General features: G+C 68.4%; 27 protein-coding genes. 15 read left to right on the forward strand and 12 right to left on the reverse strand.

The genetic code is table 11. The annotated features are described in order from the left end of the window. Positions 1-19: 19 nt before the first annotated feature. Genes IG04_RS0137320 through IG04_RS0137335 form a run of 4 tightly spaced genes read left to right on the forward strand, consistent with a single transcriptional unit; the run spans position 20 to position 5,579 of the window. Complete coding sequence (locus IG04_RS0137320) at positions 20-3,883, forward strand: amino acid adenylation domain-containing protein (protein ID WP_051771521.1); 3,864 nt, start codon at positions 20-22, stop codon at positions 3,881-3,883. Between the two features lie 10 nt (positions 3,884-3,893). After that, a complete protein-coding gene (locus IG04_RS0137325) occupies positions 3,894-4,118 on the forward strand; it encodes a tautomerase family protein (RefSeq protein WP_030481471.1) in 225 nt (74 codons plus the stop codon). Positions 4,119-4,125: 7 nt separating this feature from the next. After that, positions 4,126-4,920, forward strand: coding sequence for a pseudouridine-5'-phosphate glycosidase (locus tag IG04_RS0137330; RefSeq protein WP_030481472.1), 795 nt, complete (start codon positions 4,126-4,128; stop codon positions 4,918-4,920). Next, positions 4,917-5,579 (forward strand): HAD family hydrolase, encoded by a 663-nt coding sequence (locus IG04_RS0137335; protein WP_030481473.1) that lies wholly within the window; start codon positions 4,917-4,919, stop codon positions 5,577-5,579. The genes IG04_RS0137330 and IG04_RS0137335 overlap by 4 nt, the downstream gene beginning before the upstream one ends. A 2-nt stretch (positions 5,580-5,581) precedes the next feature. Here the strand turns inward: IG04_RS0137335 and IG04_RS0137340 are convergent, their stop codons facing one another. Then, on the reverse strand, positions 5,582-6,154 hold the full coding sequence (locus IG04_RS0137340) for a dihydrofolate reductase family protein (RefSeq protein ID WP_030481474.1): 573 nt from the start codon (positions 6,152-6,154) through the stop codon (positions 5,582-5,584). 178 nt (positions 6,155-6,332) lie between these two features. Here IG04_RS0137340 and IG04_RS0137345 point away from each other — a divergent pair, with 178 nt between their 5' ends. After that, the gene (locus IG04_RS0137345) at positions 6,333-6,542 is read left to right on the forward strand and encodes a hypothetical protein (RefSeq protein WP_030481475.1); all 210 of its coding nucleotides are present in this window, start codon (positions 6,333-6,335) and stop codon (positions 6,540-6,542) included. On the opposite strand, the gene IG04_RS44580 is transcribed toward IG04_RS0137345, so the two are convergent. Beyond that, on the reverse strand, positions 6,532-7,272 hold the full coding sequence (locus IG04_RS44580; protein ID WP_051771523.1) for a hypothetical protein: 741 nt from the start codon (positions 7,270-7,272) through the stop codon (positions 6,532-6,534). The two genes, IG04_RS0137345 and IG04_RS44580, sit on opposite strands and share 11 nt — an antisense overlap. Before the next feature lie 96 nt (positions 7,273-7,368). On the opposite strand from IG04_RS44580, the gene IG04_RS0137360 reads away from it, so the two are divergent. From IG04_RS0137360 to IG04_RS0137370, 3 genes are all read left to right on the forward strand, one after another. Next, the gene (locus tag IG04_RS0137360; protein ID WP_030481476.1) at positions 7,369-7,728 is read left to right on the forward strand and encodes a hypothetical protein; all 360 of its coding nucleotides are present in this window, start codon (positions 7,369-7,371) and stop codon (positions 7,726-7,728) included. Between the two features lie 9 nt (positions 7,729-7,737). Then, positions 7,738-8,100 (forward strand): MerR family transcriptional regulator, encoded by a 363-nt coding sequence (locus IG04_RS0137365; protein WP_030481477.1) that lies wholly within the window; start codon positions 7,738-7,740, stop codon positions 8,098-8,100. 73 nt (positions 8,101-8,173) lie between these two features. Further along, positions 8,174-8,812 (forward strand): DNA alkylation repair protein, encoded by a 639-nt coding sequence (locus IG04_RS0137370; protein ID WP_084401947.1) that lies wholly within the window; start codon positions 8,174-8,176, stop codon positions 8,810-8,812. Between the two features lie 14 nt (positions 8,813-8,826). Here the strand turns inward: IG04_RS0137370 and IG04_RS0137375 are convergent, their stop codons facing one another. From IG04_RS0137375 to IG04_RS0137400, 6 genes are all read right to left on the reverse strand, one after another. After that, entirely contained in the window at positions 8,827-9,429 is a 603-nt protein-coding gene (locus tag IG04_RS0137375; protein WP_030481479.1) for a response regulator transcription factor, read from the reverse strand. Next, entirely contained in the window at positions 9,426-10,490 is a 1,065-nt protein-coding gene (locus IG04_RS0137380; protein WP_036016684.1) for a sensor histidine kinase, read from the reverse strand. The genes IG04_RS0137375 and IG04_RS0137380 overlap by 4 nt, the downstream gene beginning before the upstream one ends. Next, on the reverse strand, positions 10,487-11,236 hold the full coding sequence (locus IG04_RS0137385) for an ABC transporter permease (protein ID WP_338043654.1): 750 nt from the start codon (positions 11,234-11,236) through the stop codon (positions 10,487-10,489). The genes IG04_RS0137380 and IG04_RS0137385 overlap by 4 nt, the downstream gene beginning before the upstream one ends. Next, positions 11,233-12,123, reverse strand: a complete 891-nt coding sequence (locus IG04_RS0137390) for an ABC transporter ATP-binding protein (RefSeq protein WP_030481482.1) — start codon at positions 12,121-12,123, stop codon at positions 11,233-11,235. The genes IG04_RS0137385 and IG04_RS0137390 overlap by 4 nt, the downstream gene beginning before the upstream one ends. A gap of 70 nt (positions 12,124-12,193) precedes the next feature. Then, entirely contained in the window at positions 12,194-13,036 is an 843-nt protein-coding gene (locus tag IG04_RS0137395; protein ID WP_030481483.1) for an NYN domain-containing protein, read from the reverse strand. 12 nt (positions 13,037-13,048) lie between these two features. Then, positions 13,049-13,345, reverse strand: coding sequence for a hypothetical protein (locus tag IG04_RS0137400; RefSeq protein WP_144065564.1), 297 nt, complete (start codon positions 13,343-13,345; stop codon positions 13,049-13,051). Between the two features lie 175 nt (positions 13,346-13,520). Between IG04_RS0137400 and IG04_RS0137405 the strand changes: the two genes are divergently transcribed. After that, positions 13,521-14,747 (forward strand): PucR family transcriptional regulator, encoded by a 1,227-nt coding sequence (locus IG04_RS0137405; protein WP_051771530.1) that lies wholly within the window; start codon positions 13,521-13,523, stop codon positions 14,745-14,747. A gap of 54 nt (positions 14,748-14,801) precedes the next feature. On the opposite strand, the gene IG04_RS45940 is transcribed toward IG04_RS0137405, so the two are convergent. The 3 genes from IG04_RS45940 to IG04_RS0137420 form a co-directional block, all read right to left on the reverse strand. After that, positions 14,802-15,668: a peptidase inhibitor family I36 protein gene (locus tag IG04_RS45940; RefSeq protein WP_245816506.1), complete on the reverse strand. Its 867-nt coding sequence runs from the start codon at positions 15,666-15,668 to the stop codon at positions 14,802-14,804. Between the two features lie 112 nt (positions 15,669-15,780). Continuing rightward, positions 15,781-16,713, reverse strand: a complete 933-nt coding sequence (locus IG04_RS43325) for a hypothetical protein (RefSeq protein WP_036016686.1) — start codon at positions 16,711-16,713, stop codon at positions 15,781-15,783. A gap of 191 nt (positions 16,714-16,904) precedes the next feature. Continuing rightward, positions 16,905-19,943 (reverse strand): AfsR/SARP family transcriptional regulator, encoded by a 3,039-nt coding sequence (locus IG04_RS0137420; protein WP_063758365.1) that lies wholly within the window; start codon positions 19,941-19,943, stop codon positions 16,905-16,907. Positions 19,944-20,208: 265 nt separating this feature from the next. Between IG04_RS0137420 and IG04_RS0137425 the strand changes: the two genes are divergently transcribed. The 3 genes from IG04_RS0137425 (at position 20,209) to IG04_RS0137435 (ending at position 22,771) form a co-directional block, all read left to right on the forward strand. Continuing rightward, a complete protein-coding gene (locus tag IG04_RS0137425) occupies positions 20,209-20,829 on the forward strand; it encodes a YiiX/YebB-like N1pC/P60 family cysteine hydrolase (RefSeq protein WP_084401924.1) in 621 nt (206 codons plus the stop codon). 35 nt (positions 20,830-20,864) lie between these two features. Then, on the forward strand, positions 20,865-21,464 hold the full coding sequence (locus tag IG04_RS44585) for a hypothetical protein (protein WP_051771537.1): 600 nt from the start codon (positions 20,865-20,867) through the stop codon (positions 21,462-21,464). Positions 21,465-21,535: 71 nt separating this feature from the next. After that, positions 21,536-22,771, forward strand: coding sequence for a hypothetical protein (locus tag IG04_RS0137435; RefSeq protein WP_030481490.1), 1,236 nt, complete (start codon positions 21,536-21,538; stop codon positions 22,769-22,771). Positions 22,772-22,845: 74 nt separating this feature from the next. On the opposite strand, the gene IG04_RS0137440 is transcribed toward IG04_RS0137435, so the two are convergent. Further along, a complete protein-coding gene (locus IG04_RS0137440; RefSeq protein WP_144065566.1) occupies positions 22,846-23,184 on the reverse strand; it encodes a hypothetical protein in 339 nt (112 codons plus the stop codon). Between the two features lie 220 nt (positions 23,185-23,404). On the opposite strand from IG04_RS0137440, the gene IG04_RS0137445 reads away from it, so the two are divergent. From IG04_RS0137445 to IG04_RS0137455, 3 genes are all read left to right on the forward strand, one after another. Then, complete coding sequence (locus IG04_RS0137445) at positions 23,405-23,746, forward strand: hypothetical protein (RefSeq protein ID WP_030481492.1); 342 nt, start codon at positions 23,405-23,407, stop codon at positions 23,744-23,746. 81 nt (positions 23,747-23,827) lie between these two features. Then, a complete protein-coding gene (locus IG04_RS0137450) occupies positions 23,828-24,514 on the forward strand; it encodes an ABC transporter ATP-binding protein (RefSeq protein ID WP_211257885.1) in 687 nt (228 codons plus the stop codon). Next, the gene (locus IG04_RS0137455) at positions 24,511-26,736 is read left to right on the forward strand and encodes a hypothetical protein (protein ID WP_030481494.1); all 2,226 of its coding nucleotides are present in this window, start codon (positions 24,511-24,513) and stop codon (positions 26,734-26,736) included. The genes IG04_RS0137450 and IG04_RS0137455 overlap by 4 nt, the downstream gene beginning before the upstream one ends. Positions 26,737-26,781 lie beyond the last annotated feature (45 nt).

Below are 26,781 nucleotides of genomic sequence, written 5' to 3' on the forward strand. Positions count from 1 at the left end.
CGCTTGGGGGATTTCTGAGATGTCGCACGAAGCTGAAGTGGACGGCGGCTGCCTTCCCGACCTGCTGCGCAAGCAGGTCGAGGAACACCCTGATCGCACGGCCGTCGTCTTCGGCGAACAGAGCATCACCTACGGCGAACTCTTCGAGCAGAGTTCCGCACTGGCCACGCACCTGCGGCGGCTCGGTATCAGCGAGGACGACTGCGTCGGCATGTTCGTCGAGCCGTCACTGGACCTCGTGGTCGGGGCGTGGGGGATCCTCTGTGCCGGCGGCGCGTACCTGCCGCTGAGCCCGGAGTACCCCGAGGAGCGGCTCCGGTACATGATCGAGGACTCGCGCACGAAGGTCGTCGTGACGCAGCCGGCCCTGAAGCAGCGGCTGGCCGAACTGGCGCCGAGCACCACGAGGATCGTCACGCTCGACGACTGCGACGAGGCGTTCGACGACGGCTTCTCCCCCGCGCACAACAGCCTGGCGTACATCATCTACACCTCGGGCAGCACCGGCCGGCCCAAGGGCGTGATGATCGAGCACCGCAGCATCGTCAACCAGATGCTGTGGCTGCACGACACGCACGCCATCGACGGCACAAAGCGCGTGGTGCAGAAGACGCCGATGAGCTTCGACGCCGCGCAGTGGGAGATCCTCGCCCCCGCGGTCGGCAGCACCGTGGTGATGGGCCGGCCCGGTATCTACCGCGACCCCGAGATGCTGATCGAGACCATGCGCGAGCAGGGCGTCACCACGCTGCAGTGCGTGCCGACGCTGCTCCAGGCGTTGATCGACACCGAGGAGTTCCACACCGTCACCTCGCTGAAGCAGGTCTTCAGCGGCGGCGAGGCGTTGTCCCGCACGCTGGCCCGGGCGTTCTTCGCGGACATGCCGAACGTGAGTCTCATCAACCTCTACGGGCCGACGGAGACGACGATCAACTCGTCGTCGTACGTGGTCGATCCCGCCGCACTCGCCGAGGCACCGAAGTCCATCTCGATCGGCCTGCCCGTCGCGAACACGACGTATCTGGTGCTCGACGACAACCGCGACATGGTCACGCCCGGCGAGATCGGTGAGCTCTACATCGGCGGCGTCCAGGTGGCCCGCGGCTACCTGCACCAGCCGGAGCTGACCGGGGAACGGTTCGTGGACGGCATGTTCCGCACCGGCGACCTCGTGACGCAGAACCTCGACGGCACGGTGCAGTTCGCCGGACGCGCGGACAGCCAGGTCAAGCTGCGGGGCTACCGGGTCGAGCTGGACGAGATCCGGCTCGCGATCGAGACGCACGACTGGGTGCGCAACGCGGCCGTGATCGTGAAGGAGGACGAGCGCACCGGGTTCCAGAACCTGATCGCGTGCGTCGAGCTGAACCCCAAGGAAGCCGCCCTGATGGACCAGGGCAACTCCGGTTCGCACCACCAGTCGAAGTCCAGCCGGCTGCAGGTCCGCGCGCAGCTGTCGAACCCCGGCGTGCGCGACGACCTCGGTGGCCGGCAAAGCTTCGAACTGCCCGGCGAGGAAGCCTCCTGCCTGCAGCGCAAGGTCGTCTTCTCGCGCAAGTCCTACCGCTTCTACGAGGGCGGCCAGGTCACCGACGCCGACCTGGCGCGATTGCTGGAACGCAAGCCGATCGGCGCCGGCTCCAAGGACCCGAAGTCGGTCCACGTCTCCGAACTGGGCGAGATCCTGCGCTACTTCGGCGCGCACTTCAGCGACCAGCGGCTGCTGCCGAAGTACGGTTACGCATCACCGGGTTCGCTCTACGCGACCCAGCTCCACCTTGAGCTGCACCACATCGCGGGGCTGCCGGCCGGGTTGTACTACTACCACCCGCTGCGCCACCAACTCGTGTTGATCAGACCGCTCGAGGAAAGCTTCGAGGTACAGGCGAAGCTGCACTTCATCGGGCACAAGGCCGCGATCGAGGCGGTGTACCTCAACAACATCCAGGAGGTCCTGGAGATCGAGACCGGCCACATGGTCGGGCTGTTCGAGGAGGTCCTGCCCGGCTACGGCCTCGACATCGCCGCCTCCGCGTACACGCCGGAGACCAAGGACCTGCTCGACGTCGCCGACGAGGACTACTACCTCGGCACGTTCGAGCTGTGCGCCTACACCGGCGTCCGTGAGGACGACGTCGACATCTACGTCCAGACGCACCCCGGCCGCGTCGCGAACCTGCCCGGCGGCCAGTACCGCTATGCCGGCGGCGAGTTCGAGCGGGTGTCCGACGACGTGGTGCTGCGCAAGCACGTCATCGCGATCAACCAGGCGGTGTACGAGCGCGCGAGCTTCGGTGTCAGCGTCATCGGCCGGTCCGCGGAGCTGTGGCGGCGCTACATCGACCTCGGCCGGACCATGCACCGGTTGTCCGCCAACGACGTCGACCTCGGCTTCATGTCGTCGGGCTACAGCTCCAAGACGAACAACGACCTCCCGTCGGCCAAGCGCATCTGCGACATCCTGAAGGCGGCCGGTGAGAAGGACGGCCCGTCGTACTTCTTCCTGGGCGGCAAGGTCTCCTACGACCAGCGCCGCAGCCCCGGCATGAAGGAGGACGTCGTCCACATGAAGGGCCCGGCCGAGCTGATCCGCGACGACCTGGTCAACTTCCTGCCGGACTACATGATCCCGAACAAGGTCGTGGTGCTCGACGCGCTGCCGGTCACCGCGAACGGCAAGATCGACGTCAAGGCCCTGACCGCGTCGGACAGGACGAACGTCGACGACCAGGACCGGCCGTTCGTCGCGCCGCGCACCGTCACCGAGCGCCGCATCAGCGAGATGTGGAAGAAGCTGATGAAGCGCGAGACCGTCTCGACGCACGACGACTTCTTCGAGACCGGTGGCAACTCGCTGATCGCGGTCGGCCTGGTCAACCGCATCAACAAGGACTTCGGCACCAGCCTGCCGCTGCAGGTGCTCTTCGAGTCGCCGACCATCGAGCAGCTCTCCCGGCGCGTCGACGGCCTGCACGAGGGCCCGATATCCCGGCTGGTTCCGTTGCAGCCCAACGGGGACGGCGCTCCCGTGTTCTGCTGGCCGGGTCTAGGCGGCTACCCGATGAACCTGCGCACGCTCGCAAGTCGTTCGGAGCGCCCGTTCTACGGCGTGCAGGCGCACGGCATCAACGAGGGCGAGACGCCGTACGGCACGATCCGAGAGATGGCCGCCGCCGACATCGAGGCGATCAAGAAAGTGCAGCCGGAGGGCCCGTACACGTTGTGGGGCTACTCCTTCGGCGCGCGGGTCGCGTTCGAGACGGCCTACCAGCTCGAACAGGCGGGCGAGGAGGTCGAGAACCTCTTCCTGATCGCGCCGGGCTCACCGAAGGTGCGAACGGAGCGGGACAGCGACGAGGCCTCCTACGCCAACAGCGCGTTCGTGACGATCCTCTTCTCGGTGTTCGCGGGCAGCATCACCGACGCCCGTCTCGCCCGGTGCCTGGAGGTCGCGCGGGACGAGGACAGCTTCGCGGCGTTCGTCAGCGGGGAGTTCCGCGACCTCGACAGCGAGCTCGTGCGGCGGATCATCAAGATCGTCACCGAGACGTTCTCCTTCAAGTACACCTTCGGCGAACTGAAAGATCGCACCATCACCGCGCCTCTGGCTGTGTTCAAGGCGCAGGGCGACGACTACTCGTTCATCGAGGGCAGCGAGGGTTTCTCGGTCACCGACCCGGTGGTCGTCGAGCTGCGGGCCGACCACTACAGCCTGCTGCGCGAGCCCGACATCGACGAGCTGCTCGCGTCCATGCGGCAGACCGCGACCGTGCAGGAGGAGGCCGCGCGGGTGCCGGTGCTGCTGTCCGACGGGCAGATGGCCGAACTGATCGCGGCCGTCACCAAGGCCGTGACGCTCGCCATCGCGGGAGACCGGTCGTGAGGGGGCCCGCGTGCCGCACGTGAACATCAAGCACTTCCCTGCATTGCTCAACGACGAGCAGACGTCCGAGCTGGTCTCGGCCATCACCGAGGCGGTGACCCGGGCGTTCGGCTGTGCCGAGGGCGTCGTGTCGATCGCACTGGAACCGGTCGAGCAGCAGGCGTGGCAGGACCAGGTCCATACGCCGGAGATCGTGGAACGGAACCACCTCCTGCGCAAGACCCCGAGCTACTGAGGTGCGGATGCGCATTCCCCTGGTGTACAGCGAGGAAGTGGCCGAGGCGATCACGGCGGGCCAGCCCGTCGTGGCGCTGGCGTCGGACGTGCTCAGGTCCGGTGTGGACAGCGCCGAGACCGCGCGCCTGGTCGAGGACGCGGTGCGGGCGAACGGGTCGGTCCCCGCCACGATCGGCGTCGACAAGGGCCGGATCCTCGTCGGCCTCTCCGAGACCGACATCGAAAGGTTCGCTTCCATGCAGGGAGTCTGCGTCCTGGACAGCCGGGACCTGCCGGTCGTCCTCGCCCGCGGGACGACCGGGGCGACGACGGTCTCGGCGTCGATGGTCGCGGCCGGGCTCGCGGGGCTGAAGTTCCTGTCCAGCGCGGAGATCGGCGGCGTGCACCGAGGTGCCCGGCGCCTGTCCCCCGACCTCGTGCAACTCACCCGCTCCCAGGTCGCGGTGGTCTGCGCGGGGGCCCGGAACACCCTCGACCTCGGGCTCACGCTGGAGTTCCTGGACACGCACGGCGTTCCGGTCGTCGCCTACCGGTCGGACGACTTCCCCGCGTTCTACTTCGGGACCTCCGGTCTGCCCAGTCCGCACCGCGTCGACGATCCACGGGTGATGGCCCGTGCGATCGAGAGCCACTGGGCACTCGGCAACCCCGGCTCGTTCCTCGTGACCACACCGACGAAGCCCGCGGACGCGATCGACGACGAGACAGACTCCCTGAAAGCGACCACGGCGGTGATGGTCAACACCGCCGAAGTCGCGGGGGAACTCGCCGCCGCCCACGCGAAGGAATTCTCTTCATGAACCGGTGCGCGATCTTCGACCTCGACGGCACGCTCGTCGACTCCCCGAGGGGGATCGTCACGACGTTCGCCGCGGTGTTCGCCCAGCTCGACCTGCCCACAGTGGACTCCCCGACCATCCGCGCCACGATCGGGCTCCCGCTGCCCGCCGCGTTCGCGAAGGTGCTCGGGACGTCCGAGGACGAGCCGGTCATCACCGCCTGCGTCGAGCTCTACCACGCGACGTACCGCAAGATCGTGCTGCCGATGGCGACGCAACTGGTGTTCCCGGGCGTGTACGACGGGCTGGAGTCGTTGCGGGACGACGGTTTCCGGCTCGCCGTCGCCACGAGCAAGTACATCGGGAACGCCGAGGCGCTGCTCACCGCGGCCGGTCTGCGCGAGGAGTTCTCCGTCGTCGTCGGTGCGGACCAGGTCTCGAAACCCAAGCCCGACCCCGAATCCGGTCTCCTCGTGCTGCGCAGGCTCGGGGTGTCCCCGCGCAACGCGGTCATGATCGGGGACACCACCCGCGACATCAACATGGCGCACGGAGCCGGCATGGCGTCCGTCGCCGTGACCTACGGCGTGCACGGCGTCGACCAGCTGCTCAGCGCGAACCCGACCTGGCTGGTCGACTCGTTCGCCGGGGTCGTGGCCGCCGTGCGCGAGTGCGCCTGAGGTCAGCGCACGACGTCGTAGACCAGCTTCTGGATGCCGTTCGAGTACGTCTCGCTCTCGACGACCTTCAGCATCTGCTTGGCCTTGTCGGTCTCGCTGAACAGCCGCTTGCCCGCGCCGAGCAGCACCGGGAACACCAGCAGGTGGTAGCGGTCGATCAGGCCCGCGTCGGAGAGGTTGCGGTTGAGCGTCGCGCTGCCGTGGATGGAGATCGGCCCGCCCTCGGTCTCCTTCAGCGCGGCCACGTCGTCCAGCGTCCGCAGGATCGTGATGTCGCCCCAGTTGTCGACCAGCTGGTCGTCCTTCAGCGTGCTGGACACGACGTACTTCGGCATCACGTTGTACTTCGGGAAGTAGTCGAGCGTCGGCCACACCGGGGAGAACACCTCGTAGCTGACCCGGCCCATCATCATCGCCGCGGCCTCGTCCTGCTCACGGCCCTTGATCTCGTAGGCGGCCTCGTCGAACTCGATGTCCTCGAAGGTCCAGCCGGCGCTGCGGTGGCCGGGTTCGCCGCCGGGTGCCTCGACGACGCCGTCGAGCGAGACGAAAGCGGTTGCGATCACGGTACGCATCTGGTTCTCCTCGGTGTTCGCGCTTGCTGTCATAAGTGTGTCGAACGGTAGACGCCGGGATCGACATCTCGCGCAGGAGATTTTGCGCCACGCCCTCCGAAGCTGGTCAGGAATCGAGAAGCACGGCCGGGCCGCCGCTCCTACCGTTGCATCCAACAACGACCGGGAGGACCGAGAAATGGCCCGCAGCAAGGGAATCCGTCAGTTCCACCGCGTGGTGAGCATGGTCTTCATGGCCACCGTCGTCTTCACGGCGGTCGCCCTGACTGTCGACAGCTCCGTGGTGTGGGTGTCGTACGTGCCGCTGCTGCCGCTGTTCGTCCTGATGGGAACGGGCGTCTACATGTGGTTCCTGCCGCAGCTCGCCCGCCGCCGCGCTAGCCGCTGAGCCGGTCCTCCAGGTGCGTGAGGGTGGCCTCCAGCGCCACCCCGTACACCGCGATCCGACAGGCCAGCCGCCACAGCGTCGCGTCCGTCGGTGCCACGGCCAGACTGATCACGAGCTCCCGCACGAGCCGCCGGGTCTGCGCGACCAGCACCCCGACGCTCTCGGTGATCTCCCCGAACGCCGCCGACACCGAGCTCAGCCCCCGGATCGCGTCGATGTTGTGGCCCATCAGCCGTAGGTGCTCCTCGGCGCCGCTCCACCGCGGGGCGTCCTGCTCCAGGAGGTCCTCGAGCTCGTCGGCCATGTCCTGCTGCTCGGCCGCGATGTTGTACCAGGTCATCGCATGCGCGGCGATGACGTCCGGCAGCCCGGTGAGGTCGTCCAGCACGTCCCGCAACGGCCTGATCTGCTCCATCGCGGCCCGCGCGGAGTCCTCGACCGGCTCGACCAGCGAGGGCACGGCGGCCTCGCGCACGAGGTCGGGATCAGGTGCCCGCACGCCGTAGAGGTCGTACAGCCCGGCCACGATCAGGCGCAGGTTCTCCTCGACGTAGGAGACCAGTTCGTCCTGCCGGGCGTGCTTCTCCAGGACGGCGTGGATGATCCACCGGCACAGCCGCCCGTACACGGTCTCGTCGCCGACGACGACCGCGCTGGCCTTGTGCACGGCCGCGAACCGCACGCGCACGGCCTCGATCCGGCCGGCGTGACGCACGATCTGCCCGGTCACGCGCCTCCCTCGGCTCAACGAACGCTCGCCTGACCACGTTAGCGGCGGGAAGCGGGCTTGACTCTGCACCACGGTGCAGAGTCCATCGTGATCGGCATGACCCGAGATCACGTGGCCCGATGGGGCAAAGCCGGCGCGGCGTACGACCTCGTGGCGAGCATCGCGTTCGTCACGCCCTGGACCGGAGCACTGGTGCTGGATCTACTCGGCACGCCCCACACCGGGCAGACGCTCCTGTTCTCCACGCTGTTCGGCACGGTAGTGGTGATGTGGTCGATCGTCCGGTGGCTGCGGCCGGAACGGGTGCTGATCACCGCAGACACGGCCGGGCGTGCTCTGTTCAGCCTCTGGTTCGCCTGGGCGTTGTGGCAGGGGCACAGTCCGGCGCTGGCGGGCTTCCTGGCGCTGGAACTGTTCTGGGGCGCGGCCCAGCTCCGCGCGTTGCTGCGGAGGTAGTTTCCGGTGGTGCGCATATCCGAACTGGCCCGCGCCGCCGGGGTGGGCATCAGCACCGTGCGGTTCTACGAGCGCCGCGGCCTCGTCGTCCCGACGGCCCGGTCCCACGGCGGCTACCGCCACTACGACCAGGAGGCGTTGAAGCGGCTGAGGTTCATCCGCCGCGCGGCCCGGCTCGGGTTCACGCTCACCGAGGTCGAGCAGCTCCTCTCCGCCTCTGCCACGCCCGACGTGGGTGACGTGGTCACCGGCAAGGTCGCCGAGATCGAGCAGCGGATCAACGACCTGGACCGGGTACGGCTCGCGTTGCTCGACGTCGCCGAGAACGGCGTCCGGGACCAGTGCCCGGTGGTCGCGGCGCTGAGCGACTGAGGCGTTCCAGCTCGTAAGCTGTCGGTGACGAACGGGAGGTCGAGCGGTGGCGGACGACCCGGTGACCGGGCTGATGGCCGAACTGGCCGCGCTCGACGACCCCAAAGCGCGCGCGGTGAACGAGAAGCACGGCGACGACCACGGCGTGAACCTCGGCAAGCTCCGCGCGATCGCGAAGCGCCTGAAGACCCAGCAGGACCTCTCACTCGAACTGTGGGCGACGGGCGACACCGCGGCCCGGCTGCTGGCGTTGCTGATCTGCCGCCCCAAGGCGTTCGGGCGCGACGAGCTCGACATCATGCTGCGCGAGGCCATGCGCCCCAAGGTGCACGACTGGCTCGTGAACTACGTGGTGAAGAAGAACCCGCACACCGAAGAGCTGCGCGTGCTGTGGTTCGCCGATCCTGATCCGGTGGTCGCGAGCGCGGGCTGGGCGCTGACCGTCGACCGGGTGGCGAAGCAGCCGGAGGGGCTCGACCTCGACGGTCTGCTCGACATCGTCGAGAAGGACATGAAGGACGCCCCGCAACGTCTGCAGTGGGCGATGAACCACTGCCTGGCGCAGATCGGGATCGAGCACCCCTCACTGCGCGCCCGTGCGATCGAGATCGGCGAACGCCTGGAGGTCCTCAAGGACTACCCGACGCCGCCGGGCTGCACGTCACCGTTCGCGCCGATCTGGATCAACGAATTGGTGCGGCGCAAGGGTTAGGGTCTGTACAGACCCTAAAGCCAGCCCCGTTCGCGCGCGGTGTTCGCCGCCTCGGAACGGTTGCGCGCGCCCAATTTCGCCATCGCGGTCGACAGGTAGTTGCGGACCGTACCCTCGGCGAGGTTGAGCCGTGCCGCGATGTCGGCGTTGCTCGCGCCCGTCGTGACCTCCTGCAACAGCTCGCGTTCGCGCGGTGTCAGGGGATCGGCGCTGTCCCACGCGGCCATTGCGAGCTCGGCGGCGACGACCCGTTCGCCGGCGTGCACGCGGCGCAGCGCCGAGACGAGGTCCGCGATCGGCGCGTCCTTCAGCACGTATCCCGCGACCCCGGCGTCCATCGCGCGCCTCAGGTACCCGCTGCGGGCGAACGTCGTGATGATCAGGACGCGGGTGGGGTCGCCTCGCTCGCTCAGCGCCTGGGCGACGTCCAGTCCGGTCCGGCCGGGCATCTCGATGTCGGTCAGCAGCACGTCGGGCCGGTGTTCCGCCACGGCCGCGAGCGCCTCGTCGCCGTCCCCCGCCGTCGCGACGACCGTGACGTCGGGCTGCAGGTCGAGCAGCTGGGCGAACGCGCCGCGCACCATCGCCTGGTCCTCCGCCAGCACGACCCTGATCACGTGGCCACCTTCAGCGGGACGGCGATCGTGACGGTGGTGCCCGCCGAGACCGTCCGCGCGACCAGGCCGCCCAGCGCGGCGATCCGCTCGCGCATGCCCGTCAGCCCGTTGCCCTCCGGCGCGTGCCCGCCGACACCGTCGTCGGCGACCACCAGCCGCAGCTCACCGTCGCGGGCCTCGACGCCGATGTGGCACGTCCTGGCGTGTGCGTGCCGGGCCACGTTGGTGACAGCCTCCCGCAACGCGAGCGCCAGTTCGTGCTCGGTCGAGCTGACGATCACCAGCCCCGGATCCCTGCGCACGGTCACCTCGACGCCGAGGCTCGACAACGCGGCACGCGCCGCCTCCAGTTCGGTCTCCAGTGACGCGCTGCGCCACCCGGTGACGGCGTCGCGGATCTCGCCCAGCGCCGCGCGGGCCGTCCGTTCGATCTCCGCCGCCTCTTCCTTGGCTCGTGCGGGATCCGCGGCGACGAGCTGGGCGCGCAGGACGATCGCGGTCAGCGTGTGGCCGAGCAGGTCGTGCAGGTCGCGGGCGATGCGCTCGCGTTCGGCGAGGGTGGCGAGATGCTCGATCCGCGCGGTGCGGATGCGCAGCTCGGCGGCCTCGCGACTCCGTTCGGACCACTCGACCTCGAGGATGCCGATCAGCCAGAGGAAGATCAGCGACGGCAGCAGCCCCCACAGCCGGTACGGCATCTCGACCACCGACACCACACCGAACAGGCAGATCAGCGCGGTCAGCGCGACGAACCACCGCATCGCCACCCGCCGCGACTCCGAGAGGCCCGCGAACACCGCCGCGTAGACGAACAGCACGGCGGCGCCGGTGTTGAACGGCGTCGTCAGGGAGCCGAGCACCACCGTCGGCACCAGGCACCACCAGCGGACGCGATCCGGCCGCTGCCGGGCCAGCACGTACATCGGGACGAAGGCCACGGCGACGACGGCGACGAGCGCCCAGTCCACCCAGTCCGTGGCCGGGTCGAAGATCGGTGCCCACAGCAGGTTCCCCAGGTAGATCAGGTGCAACCAGTGGGAAAGCCCAGCGACTTTTTTCATGACCGCGCATGACGATACGACACGGCCGCGAGCACCGCAGCCACCAGCGCGAAGCCCAGCAGCACGAGCACGTGCGTGAGGACGGGCCCACCGGTCAGCTGGGCACGGGCGAGCTCCGACAGGTGGTAGGTCGGCAGGAACCGCGCGACGTCACCGAAGAACGCGGGCATGATCTCCAGCGGCATCCACAGTCCGGAAAGGACGGACGCCGGGATGAGGATCGCGTTGAGCACGGCGGCCGCGGCACCCGCGCCGACCTGGAACCCGATCGCGAGGCTCAGCAACGCGAACGGCAGCGCGCCCACCACCAGCACCGCCAGCACCCGCAGCAGCGCGGGCAGAGGCGCGGTCAACGAACCGGTGACGGCCGCGGTCGCCGTCATCGCGACCAGCACCCCGGCCGCGTAGGGCAGTGCCGCCACCACCTTCGCCGCGAGCGTCACGCTGATCGGCACCGCCGACACCTGCTTCGCCCGCAGCCAGCCGCGTTCCCGGTCGGACGCGACGCCGATGCCGGGGTTCAGCAGCACGACCGAGATCACGCCGAACGCGCCGAACGTGGCGATCATCGTGGTGCCCGCGGACACCCCGCCGGCGCTGAACTTCCCGAACAGCGACACGAAGAGCGCGAAGAACCCCACCGGCATGATGATCGAGAAGAACAGGGCGGCCGGTTCGCGGACGATACCCCTCAGCTCGTCCGCGAGCTCCACACCGAAGACCTTCCCGGACATGTGCACGGTCACGCCGCACCCCTCTCGATCAGACCCGCCACTGCCTCTTCCAGCCCCGCACCCTCGACCCGCAGATCAGTCAGGCCGGGGTCCTGCGCGAGCAGCACCCGCAACAACGCCTCCGGCGCACGCGTGCCGAGACGGACGTGCTCACCGTCGTTGCGCAGCGACACGACACCGGGCAGCGCTTGGAGGCGCTCCAAGCCGAGGACCGTTCGGGCGATCACCGTGCGGTCGGGCAGCCGCGCGACCAGTTCGCCCGGCGTGCCCTCGGCGAGCACGCGGCCCCGGTCGAGCACGACGACGCGATCGGCGACGGCCGAGGACTCCTCGATGAGGTGCGTGGTGAGCAGGACGCCGGCGCCGCGCTCACGCCGTTCGGCGAGGATCTGCCAGAACCGCCTGCGAGTGGGCACGTCCAGACCCGCCGTCGGTTCGTCCAGCACCAGGAGCGCCGGATCGGCGACCAGGGCCATGGCGAGCTGCAGCCGTTGCTTCTGGCCGCCGGAGAGCTTCGACGCACGCCGCCCGGCCAGCTCGGTCAGGTCGAGCTCGGCCATCACCGGCCCGGCCGCCGCACGGGGCTTCCCCGCGCGCACCGCGGCCCCGACGACCAGCTCGGACACCTTCAGCGTGTTCGGGAACCCGAGCGACTGCTGCACCACCCCGAGCTGCCGGCGGGTCGACGCGACGCGGGGATCGCCACCGCACACGCGCACCGAACCGGCCTTGGCGGGCAGCAGCCCGATCACCTGGTTCACCAGCGTCGTCTTGCCCGCGCCGTTCGGCCCGAGCAGTGCCACGCACTCCCCCGCGCCGACGTCGAGATCAACGCCGTCCAGCGCCTGCGTGGCACCGTAGTGGTGCCGCGCCCCTCGTACTCCGAGCACCGTTTCCATGGCGTCGAGCCTGGTCGGAACCGGCGCTCGTCAGTAGTGCGGCAGCGTCACGACCTCGGGATGACAAAAGTCATTCGGGCCGGACGGCCTGCGCCCTCGGATACTTGCGGCCGGGCATCGGCGCGGGCGACCCGGTGAACGACACCGGCGTGCCCGCGAGCAGCAGCGTCAGTCCGTTCGGCAGCTCGTCGCGCGAGACGAACCACGACCCGCCGCGCGTGTCCGTGATGAACCCGTGCGCCTGACCGGTCTTCCAGGTCGCCACGGTGCCCTTCCGGCGCCCGCGCGGTGCTCCGACCGGCGACGCCGCCACCTGCGACGACCGCACGAAGGCCCGCCGCAGCGGGTAGTCGGCCTGGTCACCGGGCGCGAACAGCTGGTCGAAACCGGGTGTGAAGGGCGTCGCGGCACGCAGCGGCGCGGCGGTGCGCGGAGTCCAGGCAGGTGGCGCGTTGACCGTCATGATGTCCACCACCGGCACGATCACGTGCACGCCCCGCGCCGTCAGCCGCTCCGCGAGAGGCGTGAAGTCCGAGTCACCGGTCAGCAGGACGACCCACTGCAGCGGCACCGTCGTCGCCCGGTCCCACGCCTCCAGCGCGAGCAGGACGTCGACACCCTTCTCCTTGCCGTTGTGCAGCGGCAGGTCGTGCCGCGTGATGCCGGCGGCGGCCAGCACCCGGTCGAAGGACTCGGCAGGCGTGTCGATGCGACCGCGGACGTAATGCGCCTCCGCGACCACGCACTCGTCCAGCGGACGACCCGTCTCGGTGTGGACGTACCAGCGCAACGCGTCGTGCAGGCCGTCGAGAGAAACGCGCGCTCCCCTGGGGTGCGCTGTCGCGTAGAAGTCACTCAGGTAGGCGAACCACGTGCCGTCGTAGAACACTCCGATCCGGTCGGTCTCACCCACCAGCCGAGATTACTACTTCGCCTCGAACGCCGAGTGACCAGGCGCGGCCGGTAACTCCAGCAACTGGCCCGCGACGTCGAGGAACTCACCCCCGCACTGCCACATCGTCAGATCGGGATCGACGACGAACGGGTCCGTGGGGTCCGCGTCGCCCTCGGCCATGCGATAGGCCAGGGCCTCCGACTCCGAGTACGCGAGCACCGTCTCGTTGGTGCCACGCCACACGCGCCTGAACATCACGGCGTTGACGCACGTGAAGTGATCACGCACGACAGTCCGCCGGAACCCGCTGCGCAGCAATAACTTCATGCATTCTTCGACGCTGCTCACAACACCCGATTGTGGCTGTGAACGGCGGTCATCCTCATCACCCGTCACTCGATAGGGTCAAGTGTTTGAGGCACGTGCACAACGCGGGCGTCCCACTTTCGTGCAGACAACCAGCCGAGAAGGACTCGATCGGGCTATCGCCTATGACGGGCGGATGCGCAAGCCTCTGGCGGTGGTCGACATCCCCGTACCTGATCCCGCCGCACCGCTCTACGACCGTGTCGCGACCCAGATCCCGCACATCGCCGAGAAGGTGCTGGAGGCGTTCTTCGCCGGATCCGCGACTTACCGGCAGCTGCCGCACCAACTGGTCGACCGCGAGATCACCGAGGCGGTGACCCGTCACCTGCAGGTATTCCTGCACGCGCTCCGGGAACAGCGCCCGCCCGCGCCCGAGGAGCTGGACATGCAGATCGCCACGGCGGTGCGGCGCGCCCAGCAGGGCGTTCCGCTCGACATCGTGCTCAGCACCTACCACGTCGCGGCGACCGTGGGCTGGGAGGCGATGGCCGCCGTCGCGGAGCCCGAGGAGGTTCCCGACCTGCTGGCGACGGTGCCGGCGCTGCTGCGGTACCTGAGTATCGCGGTGCCGGCCGTGGCAGGGTCGTACCTCGCCGAGCAGCAGGCCCTGCACGCCGAACGCCGTGAAGCCGGTCGTGCGCTGGTCGCGGCCCTGCTGACCGGCCGGGAGGCCGAGCCACTCGCCGAACGGATCGGGCTGGAGCTGTCCGGCCATCACGTCGTCGTCGCCGTGCGCGTCGAGGCACCGTCGGTGGCCGATGGTGCTGACGCGCGCCTCGCCGTTCATGGGCTCGTGCGACGGCTACGGGCCGAGTTGCCCAAGCACGCCCTCTCCGCGTTGGACCACGACGGCGGCACGGTGCTGCTGCCGACGACCGAGGACGGCCTCGACCAGGAACTGGAGGACTCCGCCAACCTGGTCCGCGCCCTGCACACCGCCGCCGGCACCGGCCTGATCGGCGGGATCGCGGGGGCGGAGAGCAGGGAGGACATTCCCGCGGCGGCCCGGCAGGCCGCTGACATCGCCGAACTCGCCCAGCGCCTCGGCCGCCAGCCCGGCGCGTACGTCCTCGACGACGTGCTGCTCGAGTACCAGCTCTGCCGCCCCGGCCCCGGCCGCAAGCGCTTGGCACGGGTGATGGACCGGCTCTCCGAGCATCCCGACCTGGTGCACACGCTGCGGACGTTCATCAACAGCGACCACAACCGCCATCGCACGGCCGACGAACTGCACCTGCACCGCAACACCCTCAACTACCGCCTGCGCCGCGTCGCCGAGCTCACCGGCTACAACCCCGCCGACCCGACGGACATCCGGCTGCTCTCGGCGTCGTTGATCGTCCACGACCTGAGGTCCTGAAACGCCAAGAAGGCGAGCGCACGGGCGTGCGCTCGCCTTCTTCAACTACTCAGATCAGTCGCCGTGCGGGTTCTGGACCGACACGTGGACGTGGTCGTAGTGACCACCGGTCACACCGCTACCGGCGGTGTAGTTGCGCCAGCCCTCGGACGCACGGGCGACGCTCCAGATCTTGCCCTGCCAGATCACGTAGCGGATGTCGAGCTTCGACGCGTACTTCTGCAGCCAGTAGGCCAGCTTCCAGCCCTGGGCCTTCTGCGTCGCGGTCGGGTAGGTGCCGATCGCGTTCGAGATGGTGCAGTCGAGCGCGTTACCGGTGTTGTGGTTGCTCGTCGACGACTCGTAGCTGCGGTAGTCGCCCACCCAGCACTGCTTCTCGCCGGTCTTCGAGGCGATCTGGTCGTCGATGAACTGCGTGCGCTTGGTGGCCTGGGGCGCCCGCGCCGTAGCGGCCGGGTGCGGGTTGGTCTCCGGCGCGGGGTAGACGCCCGGCGACGGGTCCGGGTCGCCACCGGCGTCACCGAAGCGGTGCGAGGCGTTCTCGTTCTTCAGCTCGGCCTTGAGGTTGCCCTTGGCGCCGGCCGCGAACGTCTGCTTCGCGCCACCGTAGTTGCTGTTGTAGAAGACCGTGACGGCCTTGGTGGAGCGGTTCCAGACCGACGCGGCGTTGTTCTTGACGCACACGCCCTGCCCGTTGCCCGCGCTCTTGAACTCGTAGCAGCTCGGCTGCGAGTCGCCGTAGTCGGCGATCGAGCCCGCGAAGTCGGACACCGAGCCGGCGTTGTCGCTGTTGTAGTACAGGCAGAACTCGCCCGACTCGCAGGACCCGTTGCGGTCGGTCGCCGCGTTGGCGACGCCGGCGCCGAAGGACGCGCTGACGAGCGCGCCCATCAAAGCCACGAAGGTGAATTTCTTCAGCACGTTTGACCCTTTTCGCTCCACAGGCTCCCCGGCCTGTGCAGGGGAAGCTTCGTTGGGTCAGAGAATTCCGAGCGCCGCTGACATTCCGCTGACACCCGCAGCCACCGAACTGTCAGTTGTTGGTGATCGCACCCGCCGCATTGGCCTGGGCCGTCAGGCCGGCGACGTCGGCAATGAGTTTCTTGAGGTCCTTCAGCACCGTCTTCCAACGGTCCGGCCTGCCTTGGACGTTCGGGTACTTCCGCGCGAACAGAAGATCGACGTCCGGCGCGCCCACCACCACCGCGTGGCAGTTCATGTCCGTGGCGATCAGGTTCTCCGGCACGGCAGGGCCCCAGGTCGCGTCGGACACCGTGACGGTGACGCCGATGCCGTACCCGAGCGCCCTCACGTCGATGGCGAGCCCGTTGAGTCCCTCGTAGACCTTCTTGACCGCCTCGACGGCCGTCTTCACCCGGTTGTCGAAGGTGTTCTGCTGGCCGTTGGCGTTGTTGGTCAGGGCGGTGATGTTCGGCTGCCCGGCCGACCCGCCGAACATGGCGTTGAGCAGGTGCCCCGCCTTGAACCCGCGAGCGGGGTACTTGCCGCGGATCACGCCGAGCACCGGCAGCGATGTCGTGGACTGCGCGTTGCTGTTGATGTTCACCACGGCACCAGGACCGAGCGTGGCGGTGCTGTGCTGCCCACCACGGCCGGTCGGCTGGCCCGCGTTGTCCGTGAACTCGACGTACGCGGGCCCGGCGAGGTACCGCATCTGCGAGATGAACAAGGGGTTCGGAATGACGAGCCGGCTCCGGCCACTGGTGTCGACCAGGGTCGCGGCGGCCTCCTCGGCAGCCAGCTTCTCGTCCTCCTCCATGTCGTCCTCAATGGACTCGTCGTCGTCCGACGAGCCGGACGCGGAGTCCGAGTCGTTCAGGCGGCGGCGTTTGGGCGAGCGTTCGTCATCCGAGTCCGAGCTGCTCGACTCGTCCCCCGAGCCGTCCGGCTGGAACTCGTCGTCGCTGTCATCGTCAGTGGCGTTTCTCTTGCGCTTGGTGGTCATCGAGCTCGCCCTCGTTTGCCGGTCCGCGGTGGAAGATCACCGCAGCTCGTTCATCGGCGGAAGCGAAGGGAGGGTTTCGGCGCATTACGGTGACGGCGGTGCGCGATCGAGTCGACGAATACCGCCTTTTCCAGGTCCTTATGGCTGGCCGGCACCCGAGATCGTCGATCACCGTGCCGGGAGGGGACCTCTCACCCGAGCCGGGCGTTCAGGGTTCTCAAGCCCTCTTCGTGCGAGATCCCGCGGAACAGTTCGCGTGCCTCTTCCCAGACGGCCCTGGCCTTGAGGTGGTCGCCGGCGGCGCCGTACGCGTCGCCGAGGGCGCGGAGTGTCCTCGCCAGGTAGGGAATCGAGCCGCGAGTTCGCCAAACCTGGACCGAGCGTTCGAAGGCGCTGACAGCGGCGGGCACGTCGCCTTCCGCCAGGTCCACCTGTCCGAGAACGCTGAGCGCGTCGGCGAGGTAATGGCCGAAGTTGCCGTCCTCGCTGTAGGCCAGCGTCAGCTCGGCGGTCGCCCTGGCTCGTTCGTCCCCCACCGCGGCGAACAGCTTCGAGAGATAGAGCAGCGAGAACGTCTCCAAATAGCGGTAGTTCAGCCGTCGCGCCATTTCCAGGGAGCTTTCCAGCAGTGTCCGGCCACCCGTGACGTCACCGGAGAATGACTTCGCCGCGCCGAGGAACTGGGTGATCGTCGTGGTGTAGTGGGGGTTGCCGAGCATCTCGGCGACCTTCGCCGCCTTCTCCAGGACCGCGAGTGCCCCATGGGGGTCCTCCTCGCCGTGGATGATCGCCATCGCGTGATAGGCCCGCGCCTGGCCTTCGATGTAGTCCGCTTCGGTGGCCATCCGCAGCGCGCGCTCCGCCAGGCCGAGTGCCTGGGCACTGTTCCCGTCGGCCGTCATGCTCCAGGCCAGAGTCGCCAGGGCGTCGGCTGTCCCGAGTGGATCGTTCAGCGTGGTGAACAGTTCGAGGAGCTGTGCAGCACTGGCCCGCATCCGTGTCATCGCCGGTCCGGGGCCCGGCGGTGAGTTCCACGTGGTGACCTGCAGGAGACCGCGCATCAGCACGGCCTCACCCCGCTTGTCACCGGTCTCCCGGCAGTGCGCGATGGCCTGCTCGTGCATGCGCTGCCAGCCGTCGTACACACCGCGCACGTTGAGGTACGTCTCGGTGGACCCTGCCAGATCCCAGGCGAGCTGGGTCAGGCCCTCCTCGCACGACTGGGCGACCGCCGCCATCAAGGCGGCGTGTTCCGCACCGAACCAGGCCATCGGGTCGGCCAGCAGCGAGTCGGAGACGGCCGCGGGCAGCCGCCAGCGTGCCGCGTCACTGTGCATGAGCGTGTAGAAGGGACCCGGGACACGCTCCGACGCGACTTCCGCCAGCGCCAGCCACGCGCCGAAGGCCCGCGCGAGCGCGGCACGGCGCTCGGATTCGGCGTCCTCGCGCCGCGCCTGCTCGCGCGCGTACAACCGGATCAGGTCGTGGAACCGGTACCTGAGCCTGCCCGTCTCGTCGGTCCCGGTGAGGTTCAGCAGATGAGCGTCGACCAGCGTTTCGATCTCACGTTCCGCCTGTCGCACCGGAAGGTCGAGGAGCGCCGCCACCGCCCAGGAGGCGAAGTCCGGCGCGTCGAGCAGCCCGGCCAGCCGGAAGGCCTGCCGCGCACCCGCGGGCAGCATCCGGTAGCTCATCTCGAACCCCGCGCGGACGTCGAGGTCGCCCGCCACGAGTTCGTCCAGCCGGTGTCGTTCTTCCCCGAGGACGTCGGCGAGGTGGGCGAGAGTCCACTGTCGCCTGCTGAGAAGCCTGGCCGCCGAGATGCGCACCGCCAGCGGTACGTGACCGCACAGCCGGATGATCTCCCGAGCCGCGTTCGGATCGTCCTGGACGCGTTGGTCGCCGACGATGGTGCGCATCAGCTTCATGGCCTGGGCCGACGGCAGGACGTCGAGTTCGAGCAGGCTGGCGCCCTCGAGACCGACCAGCCGCACACGTCCGGTGAGCAGTACCGCCGTGCCGGGCCCTCCTGGCAAGAGCGGCCGCACCTGCTCTTCCCCCGCCACGTTGTCGAGCAGCAGGAGGATTCTGCGACCCGCCAGGCAGCTCCGGAACAACGCCACGCGTTCGTCCAGGGATTCGGGGATACCGCTGCCGCTGATGCCCAGTGCGAACAGGAACCGGCTGAGTACGTCCTCCGGGCGGGCAGGTTCGGCGGAGGCGCCACGAAGGTCCACGTAGAGCTGGCCGTCGGGGAAACGATCGGCGATCCGGTGCGCGACGTGCACGGCGAGCGTGGTCTTGCCCAGGCCCCCCAGACCGGCGATACAGGCCACGGCGACGGCACCCGGCATCGGCGCGGTGAGGGTCTCCTCCAGGTCGGCCACCTCGTCGTCCCTGCCGGTGAAGTCCGGGATATCAGGCGGCAGCTCGGCGGGGGTGGGGGTCTTCGGCGCGTTCGTGAGCGTGGCCACGACGCGGGGAGCGAGGTCGAGGGAAGGGTCCTGGTTGAGGATCCGCTGCTGTAGATCGTGCAGTTCGCCGGCCGGGTCCAGGCCGGTCTCCTCGATCAGGGTCGTACGGGCCCGCGTGTACTCGGCGAGAGCGTCCGCCCTGCGGCCACAGCGGTACAACGCCAGCATCAGCTGGGAGCGAAGCCGCTCTCGCAGCGGGTGAGCGCGGGCGAGCGCGGTCAGCTCGCCCAGCATCTCGGCGTGGCGTCCCAGCTTCAGGTCCACGGAGATCCTCGACTGCAGCACAGACAGGCGGACCTCATCCAGCCGCGCGGCCTCCGCGGCCAGCATCGGCACATCGGCCATACCGGCGAACGCGGGCCCCCGCCAGAGCCGCACCGCCTCGTGCAGACGCCGCGACGCCTCGTCCAGGGCGTCGGCGGTCTCCGCCACCTGCCCCGCCTGGGCCAGGTCCTCGAACCTCGTGGCGTCGAGCTCGCCCCTGTCCGCCTGAATCAGATACCCGGCGCCTCGCCGTACGACGCGAGCCGGATCACCCAGCTGACGCCGGAGCCGATGAACGTAGGTCTGCATGTTCTTGGTGGCGCTCTTCGGCGGGTTGTCCCCCCACAGGGCCGCTGCCAGCTGATCTTCCGAAACCGGGTGACCCGCTCGACTCAGCAGCACCGCCACCAGCACTCGCGCCTTGGGGGTCCCGAGGTCGAGTTCCTCGTCCTCTCGCCACGCCGTCAGCGGTCCCAGAATCCCAAACCTCATCGCGCCCTCTCGACTGGACATACTGTAGTCGCAGGTGACGAACGTCCCCAGGCGAGTCGGTGCACGTGGGGCACGGTGAAGTCGAGGCCGAGCGGCCGCGCCCCAGTCGTCGACCGGACCTGCCCGCCGAGCCTTCCGCCGGCCGCGTATTCCCGGCGTGTACTCGCCGTATTCCAGCGCGTGCCACTATTCGCAGCGTCGGGGAATTCCCGATGAGAGCAATGTGCTCGGTAAAGCGACAAAGGCAACCGGAGAGGGTTTTCACATGGGGAAAATCGGGCGACTTCTCACTTCGTCCATTGCGGCCAGCGTGGTGGCGGGAACGGCGATGGCCGGCCTGCTCGTCGCACCAGCGCAGGCCGCGGAGGTCGCACCCGCGCAGGCCACGGAGACGGCCGCGCCGGACGGGGACTTCGACACTGCCTCCGACGCCGATTGCACCAACAAGGTGAAGGTCGGGAACTCGCGGTACAAGGGCGACATCTTCCACTCGTACGCCAAGACCGTCGTCCCCCACAACCACGTCGGCATCTTCTACACCACGAAAATCGTCGTGGAGGCGCCTGGACCGAAGAGCTTGAGCCAGGCCCGCACCGCGGCCACGCTGAACAAGTGCGGCCCCGTCTACAAGATGTACGTCAAGGCCAAGCAGACCACCCGCAACAAGGCAGCCAACTACGCCTACAACTCGCTCCGAGGAAAGTCCTACGACCTGGACTTCGCCATTAACAAGACCAACACCGCTTTGCGGCTGAACTGCTCCGAGCTGGTCTGGCGGGCCTACAAGCACGCGGGCATCGAACTCGACTCCAACGGCGGACCCGGCGTGTACCCCGACAACATCAAGGACGACAGCAGCACCGTCATCTACAGCACCCGCAGGTAGCTGAACCACGTCGGCACGTTGAGAGCGGAGTACACATGTCGAAAATCGGGCGAATTCTCGCCTCGTCCATCGCGGCCGGCGTGGTGGTGGGAACGGCGCTGACCGGCCTGCTCGTCGCACCCGCACAGGCCACGGAGACGGCCGCACCGAACTCGGACGCCGGCATTTCCGCCGACAGCGACTGCACCGAGAAGGTGAAGGTCGGAAACTCGCGGTACAAGGGGGACATCTTCCACTCCTTCGCGAAGCTCGACCGCGGGACCCGCAACCACGTCGGCGTCTACTACACGACGAAGATCGTCGTGGAGGCGCCTGGACCAGGCAGCAAGAGCCAGGCCCGTACGGCGGCCACGCTCGCCAAATGCGGCCCCGTCCACAAGATGTACGTCAGGACGACGCAGGCCAACCGCGACAAGGCAGCCGACTACGCCTACCGAAAGCTCCGCGGCAAGCCGTTCGACACGCATTCCAACAAGAACAAGTACAACGGCGACCATGAGCTGAACAGCTCCGAACTGGTGTGGCGGGCCTACATGACCGTGGGCATCGACCTCGATCGCGACGGCGGAACAGCCGTGCACGCCGACGACATCAAGAACGACGGCAGCACCGTCATCTACAGCGCCATCAGGTAACGACATTCCAGTGTGCGGTGCGGCCTGCCGAGCGCAAGCCGCACCGCCCGCCCGCACGAGAGGACTCAACGGTGCGCCTGCCCCGACTCGCCGCACTCGCTGCCGGTGCCGTTCTGGCCCTGACGGCCTGCACCACACCCGACGGCGCGGCCAAGGCCCAGATCATCAAGCCCGCAGAGGCGAAGCTCGGCGACACCGTCCTCGCGTTCTACCTCAGTCCGGACTCCGAGACCGGGACGAGCAAGGCGGAGAATCTCCCGGCCTATCTGGTCCTGGTGCAGGCGGACGGCAGCAAGAAGCTGATCGAGACCAGCGGCATGCGCGAGCCGCACATCGCGTGGTCAGGGCGCGGGCTGTTCTTCAGTGACGACACACGCGACTACATCCTCGGCAAGGACGGACTGGTCAGCTTCGAAAACAAGAAGTCGTCGCTGCAACAGTCGGCTTTCGCGCTACCCGACGACAAGGGCTTCGTAGCGGTCTACAACGAAGGCTTCTCCGAATCCGACTCCGGGTACACCAATCAGGTGGCAGTCACGACCTCGGCCGGTTCACAGCTCTACCAGGTCGAAGGAAACTACTACATGAACGCGCTGTGCGGTGGTGTCCTCAATGGAATCGCCACTCAGGCGGGCACTCATCTCCCGGCATCGGCCGACGTTCCCGGTATGCGCTCGAAGGTCGACACCGCCGCTGAACCGGAGCTGCTTTCCCAGCTGTACCCGGCGACCGAAGGACGCGAAAAAGTCCTCGCCTGGCGAGCAGCCTTCGACGCGGGAGACCACAACCGCCACGTGCCCTGTCACAACGGTGTGGTCACGTTCCTCTCCGACTACGCCGACGCCGACGGCAAGCCCCACATGACCATCGTTTCCTGGGACACCAGGACCGGCAAGTACACCGAACGGCCCCTCGTCGACGCGCAGAAACGCCCGATCAACGAGGAACTGTCCGACCCCGAAACGTTCTCCCAGAAGTCCTACGACGCACGAGCAGTCCGGGACGGTCAACTCGAATGGCTCGCCGGCGATGGCCGGATCATGAGCACCGACATCGCGTCGGGAGTCACCGTGCCGCGGTTCGACACCGGCCTCGCCTCAGGCGTCAACTCGTCCAGCCAGGCAGCCTTCACGGAGCAGTCGATTCACCTGATCCAGGAGACGTTCGACGGCAAGACACCCATCAGGATCAAGCGGTTCGACCGCGCCACCGGAGACCTGGTCACCGAGATCGCCGTGCCCGGACTGACCGAACAGCTCGGCCTCGAGTTCAACCTGAGGAGCATTGCCGTTCCTCCCGGGGCATGAGACGCAGCCGCTCGCTGGTGTGGCCCCGCCCGTGCACTGGTCACAGAGGCGGGGCCGCGGTCCCTACCGGCTGATCACCACTCGTTCCAGCCGCCGCAGTTGTCCCTGCCCACAGGCACATCCCGGCACGCCTGGACGGTCGTGATGGTGTTGCCGATGTTGCCCTGTTCCTCGGTGCCGCATCCGGACTTGTTGTCCATGCGCTGGAAGCCCGGGACGCCCTTCTCGGTGAACCTGCCGTATACCGGCATGGCGTCGCACCCGACGTCCTGGACCGACCAGTCTCCGTTGCTGCCGCCGTACGCCCTCGCGCCGGTGGTCTCGGAGGTGATCGCCGACGCGGGCGACGCGGTCCCAAGTACGGCGACACCAACCATTGCAACGGCGCAGCGCTGCCAGAATTTGAGCTTCATGATGAAGCCACGACCTTTCATCGTGAGAGTCCTCGCCGTTCAAGAGTCGGGCCCGCGCTTGCATCGTCATGAAAGTGCGTCGAAAGCGCGATCGCGACCCTTTGAAGGGCGAGGACAAGGGGCCGTTGAGGGGGACCTTGTCCGTGCGCTCGGCGAGGCCATCCGCCTCGCTTTGCCACACGGGCTCCAGTTCGCGGAGCCCTCATGACGAAAGGTCACCATGAAGCTCACGTTCTGGCAGCGCTGCGCCGTCGCCACGGTCGGCGGTCTCACCGTGCTCGGGCTTGCGTCCCCGGCGTTCGCGATCAGCTCCGACACCACCGGCTCGAACGCGTACGGCGACAGCACCGGGACCTGGCGCGTCTACGACACCAAGTGCGACTCCGAGTCGGCATACGGCAACTACATCGAGAAGGGCACCACGGGCATCCAGAGGAAGAACAACAACTCTGGGTGCAACACCCACTCCGAGGGTGACATCGGCAGCGCCATCACGAGCGTCCAGGCGTGCCGCGACGTCACGGCGGGCAGGGACAACTGCGGCGGCTGGAACGAGTGGTGACCAGCCGGTAGCCGACCGGTAGCGACCGCGGCCCCGCCTCCGCAACACAGAGGCGGGGCCGCATTACGCAAGGGGATCGCAGTGAACACGCACCACGTGCTCCGGGTCGACGGGCTCAGCTACCGCGTCGGCGACCGGCAGCTCTTCGACAACCTGAACCTGACGCTCGGATCGGGCCGGTCCGTGGCTGTGCTCGGTCCGAGCGGGTCCGGCAAGAGCAGCCTGTTGTCGCTGGCGCTCGGCCTGATCAAGCCGCAGTCGGGAACGATCGAGATCGACGGCCGGGACATCACCGCGCTGGGCAGGAGAGAACTCGCCCTGCTGCGAGCCGAATCGGTGGGAATGGTCTTCCAGTTCGCCGAACTGCTGTCAGAGCTCAGTCCCGCGGAGAACGTGGCTCTCGCCGCGTTGCTCGCCGGTAGGTCCGGGCCCGAGCTCGACGCGGAGGTAGCCCGGTTGCTGGACGAGCTCGGTGTGCCGCGGTCCGCCTCTGTCAGCACGTTGTCCGGTGGCGAGCGCCAGCGCGCCGCGGTGGCGCGGGCGCTGATCAACCGTCCGAGGTTGCTGCTGGCCGACGAGCCGACTGGATCACTCGACGACAAGAACCGCGATCTGGTCGCCGACATGCTGTTCGAACTGCCGCAGCGCCACGGGTGCGGCCTGCTGGTCGTCACTCACGACGGGGCGGTGGCCGAACGCGCCGACCACGTGCTCACGGTCAGCGGCCGGGATCTGGTGCCGTTGGCAGGTTCTGGGGCGACGCGGTGACTCGACAGCTGCGGTCCCGGCTGCTGGGTATCGGCCGCGCTGCAGGAACCCGGTCCGAGTCCGGCGGCATCCGGTTCTTCGCTCTCGCTCTGGCGAGCCTCCTACTGGCCCTGTCCGCGGCCGCGGTGATCGCGGCGCCCTCGATCGAGGCTTCCAGAGCGAACCGCATGTCAGCCGGCCAACTTGTGCGCGCGGACACTCCCGCTGCGTCGACGGTGCTGGTCAAGATGGCGATCGACCACCTCCAGGAAGGCCGGCAGTACACCGTCGTCTTCCTCTCGCCTGTCGGCGACGGGGCTCCTCTTCCGCCAGGGCTTGACGCGTGGCCTGCGCGGGGTACCGCCGTGGTCTCGCCCGAACTGCTTCGGGAAGGGGCCGGGCAACGGGTGTCCGGGCGGTACGGCGAGATCGCCGGCACGATCGGGGCAGCCGGTCTGGCCGACGCGACCGAACTGCTCGCCTACGTCCGACCGGCACAGGACGTCGACCCCAACGACAACAACGCCGTCGCGGTGTCCGGTTTCGGTGGCTCCGACCCGGTGATGCCCAGGGAGAACCTCCACTGGCTGCTGGCGGACCAGGATCTCCTCCCCGGCGGCCTGGTGGCGCTGCTCGTCGTGCTGGGCCTGGTTCCTTCGCTGCTGCTGGCCCTGGTGGCGTCCGGAGTCGCGGCGCACTCCCGTGATCGACGAGACGCTCTGGTCACAGCCCTGGGCGGCCGTGTCCCGCACCGCCTGTGGATCGCCGTCGGTGAGGCGTGGGTGCCGGTCTCGCTGGGCGCGGCCGGCGCAGTCGCCGTGATCGCCTGGTTCACCGCCGCCGACCGGCGTTTGCCGATCGTGGACTACGTCGTGTCCGCGGCCGACATTCGCGGCCTGTGGTGGGCGTTTGCCCTCTGTGCTGTGGCAGCAGCCGCGTTCGTGCTCTGCGTGGCAGTCCTTCGGAGTGCGTTCAGCGCGTTCAGCCGCAGCGGCAACCGAACGTTGCGGGAACTGGCCGGCCGCACGCACAGAGCGCGGGTCGTGCTGTTCCCGTGCTTCGTCCTCCTCGCTGCGTGGGGACCTTCTCTGTTCTCCTCTCAGCAACTCCTGCACGTGCTCACCGGCTACGCGGGTCTGGTCGGTGCCGTCCTGACCATGCCCGCCGCGATCGGTGTCGGCGTCGCGGCGATGGGGCGAGCGTTGGCCAGTGCGGGACGCGACCGGCAGCAGCCGGCGCTGCTCACCTCCGGACGCCGGATGGCGTTCCGCCCCGAAGCGACCGCACGCCAGGTGTTCGGCGTGTGCGCCTGCATCTTCTTCCTGTTGTTCGCTCTCACGATGCAGAGCAATTTCGCCAGCAACGCCGGAGAGGCCAACAGTTTCATCAAAGAGCACGGCTACTCGCTGGTGGAAGTGCATCCCCGCGGTCAGGTCACCTCTGCGGAAGTCGACGAGTTCGTAGCTGCCGTCCCCGACGGCATCGAAGTGGTCGCCTACACCCGGCCGGCCACCGAACCCACCGCACCAATCCGCCTGACGGGCACCTGCCCGGCTCTGACAGCACTGACGTTGCCTTGTTCCGCGGAGCAGCAAGCGCTGCGGGTCGACCCTGCAGAGGACGCGCTCGCCGCATGGTTGCGCTCGTCCGGCGACGGAAGGAAACCGGCGCTGACCACGGGCCTCGGCGCCCCGTCATCGGCTCTGGCGGAAGGGTCCATCTCCTTGCTGGCGTTCACCTTCAACGGCGACGACATCGCGGCGGGGGTCCTGAACAACGCCGGTGCCGTCTTCCCGTACGGTGCGGCGACCAGCGTGCCGGGAGAATCCTGGTATATCGGGGCGGTGCCGCCGTTGGAACAGTCGGGCTGGATCACCTTGATCGGCGGGTTCGGGCTCGCCGTCCTCATCCTCGCCACCGGACTGGGGCTGGCCGGGGAATTCCTCCGCTTCGGCAGGTCGATCGCGCCGCTGAGTGTCCTGACCGGAAACCGCCGCATCTACTGGCGCGCCGCGGCGCTCGTCTCGCTGCTGCCGTTGACGACAGCGGTCGCGGGCGGCTTCCTGGTCGGTTACGTCGTCGTGCGCCCCATGGCCAGGACCAGCGTGAACCTGATCACGCCGACTTTCGTCGCGATCTGCTGCGGGGCAGCGCTTTTCGCCGGAATCGTCGTGTGGTCGTGGTCCGCGGCGGCTGCCGTCAGCTCGGCTGATCGTTGGCGACCCGGCCGCGGCGACGACTGAGGAAAACCAGTTCAGACCCGAACCACTGACCAGAACGCCCAGAGG

This window comes from Lentzea albidocapillata (genome assembly GCF_000719115.1).
Taxonomy (GTDB): domain Bacteria; phylum Actinomycetota; class Actinomycetes; order Mycobacteriales; family Pseudonocardiaceae; genus Lentzea; species Lentzea albidocapillata.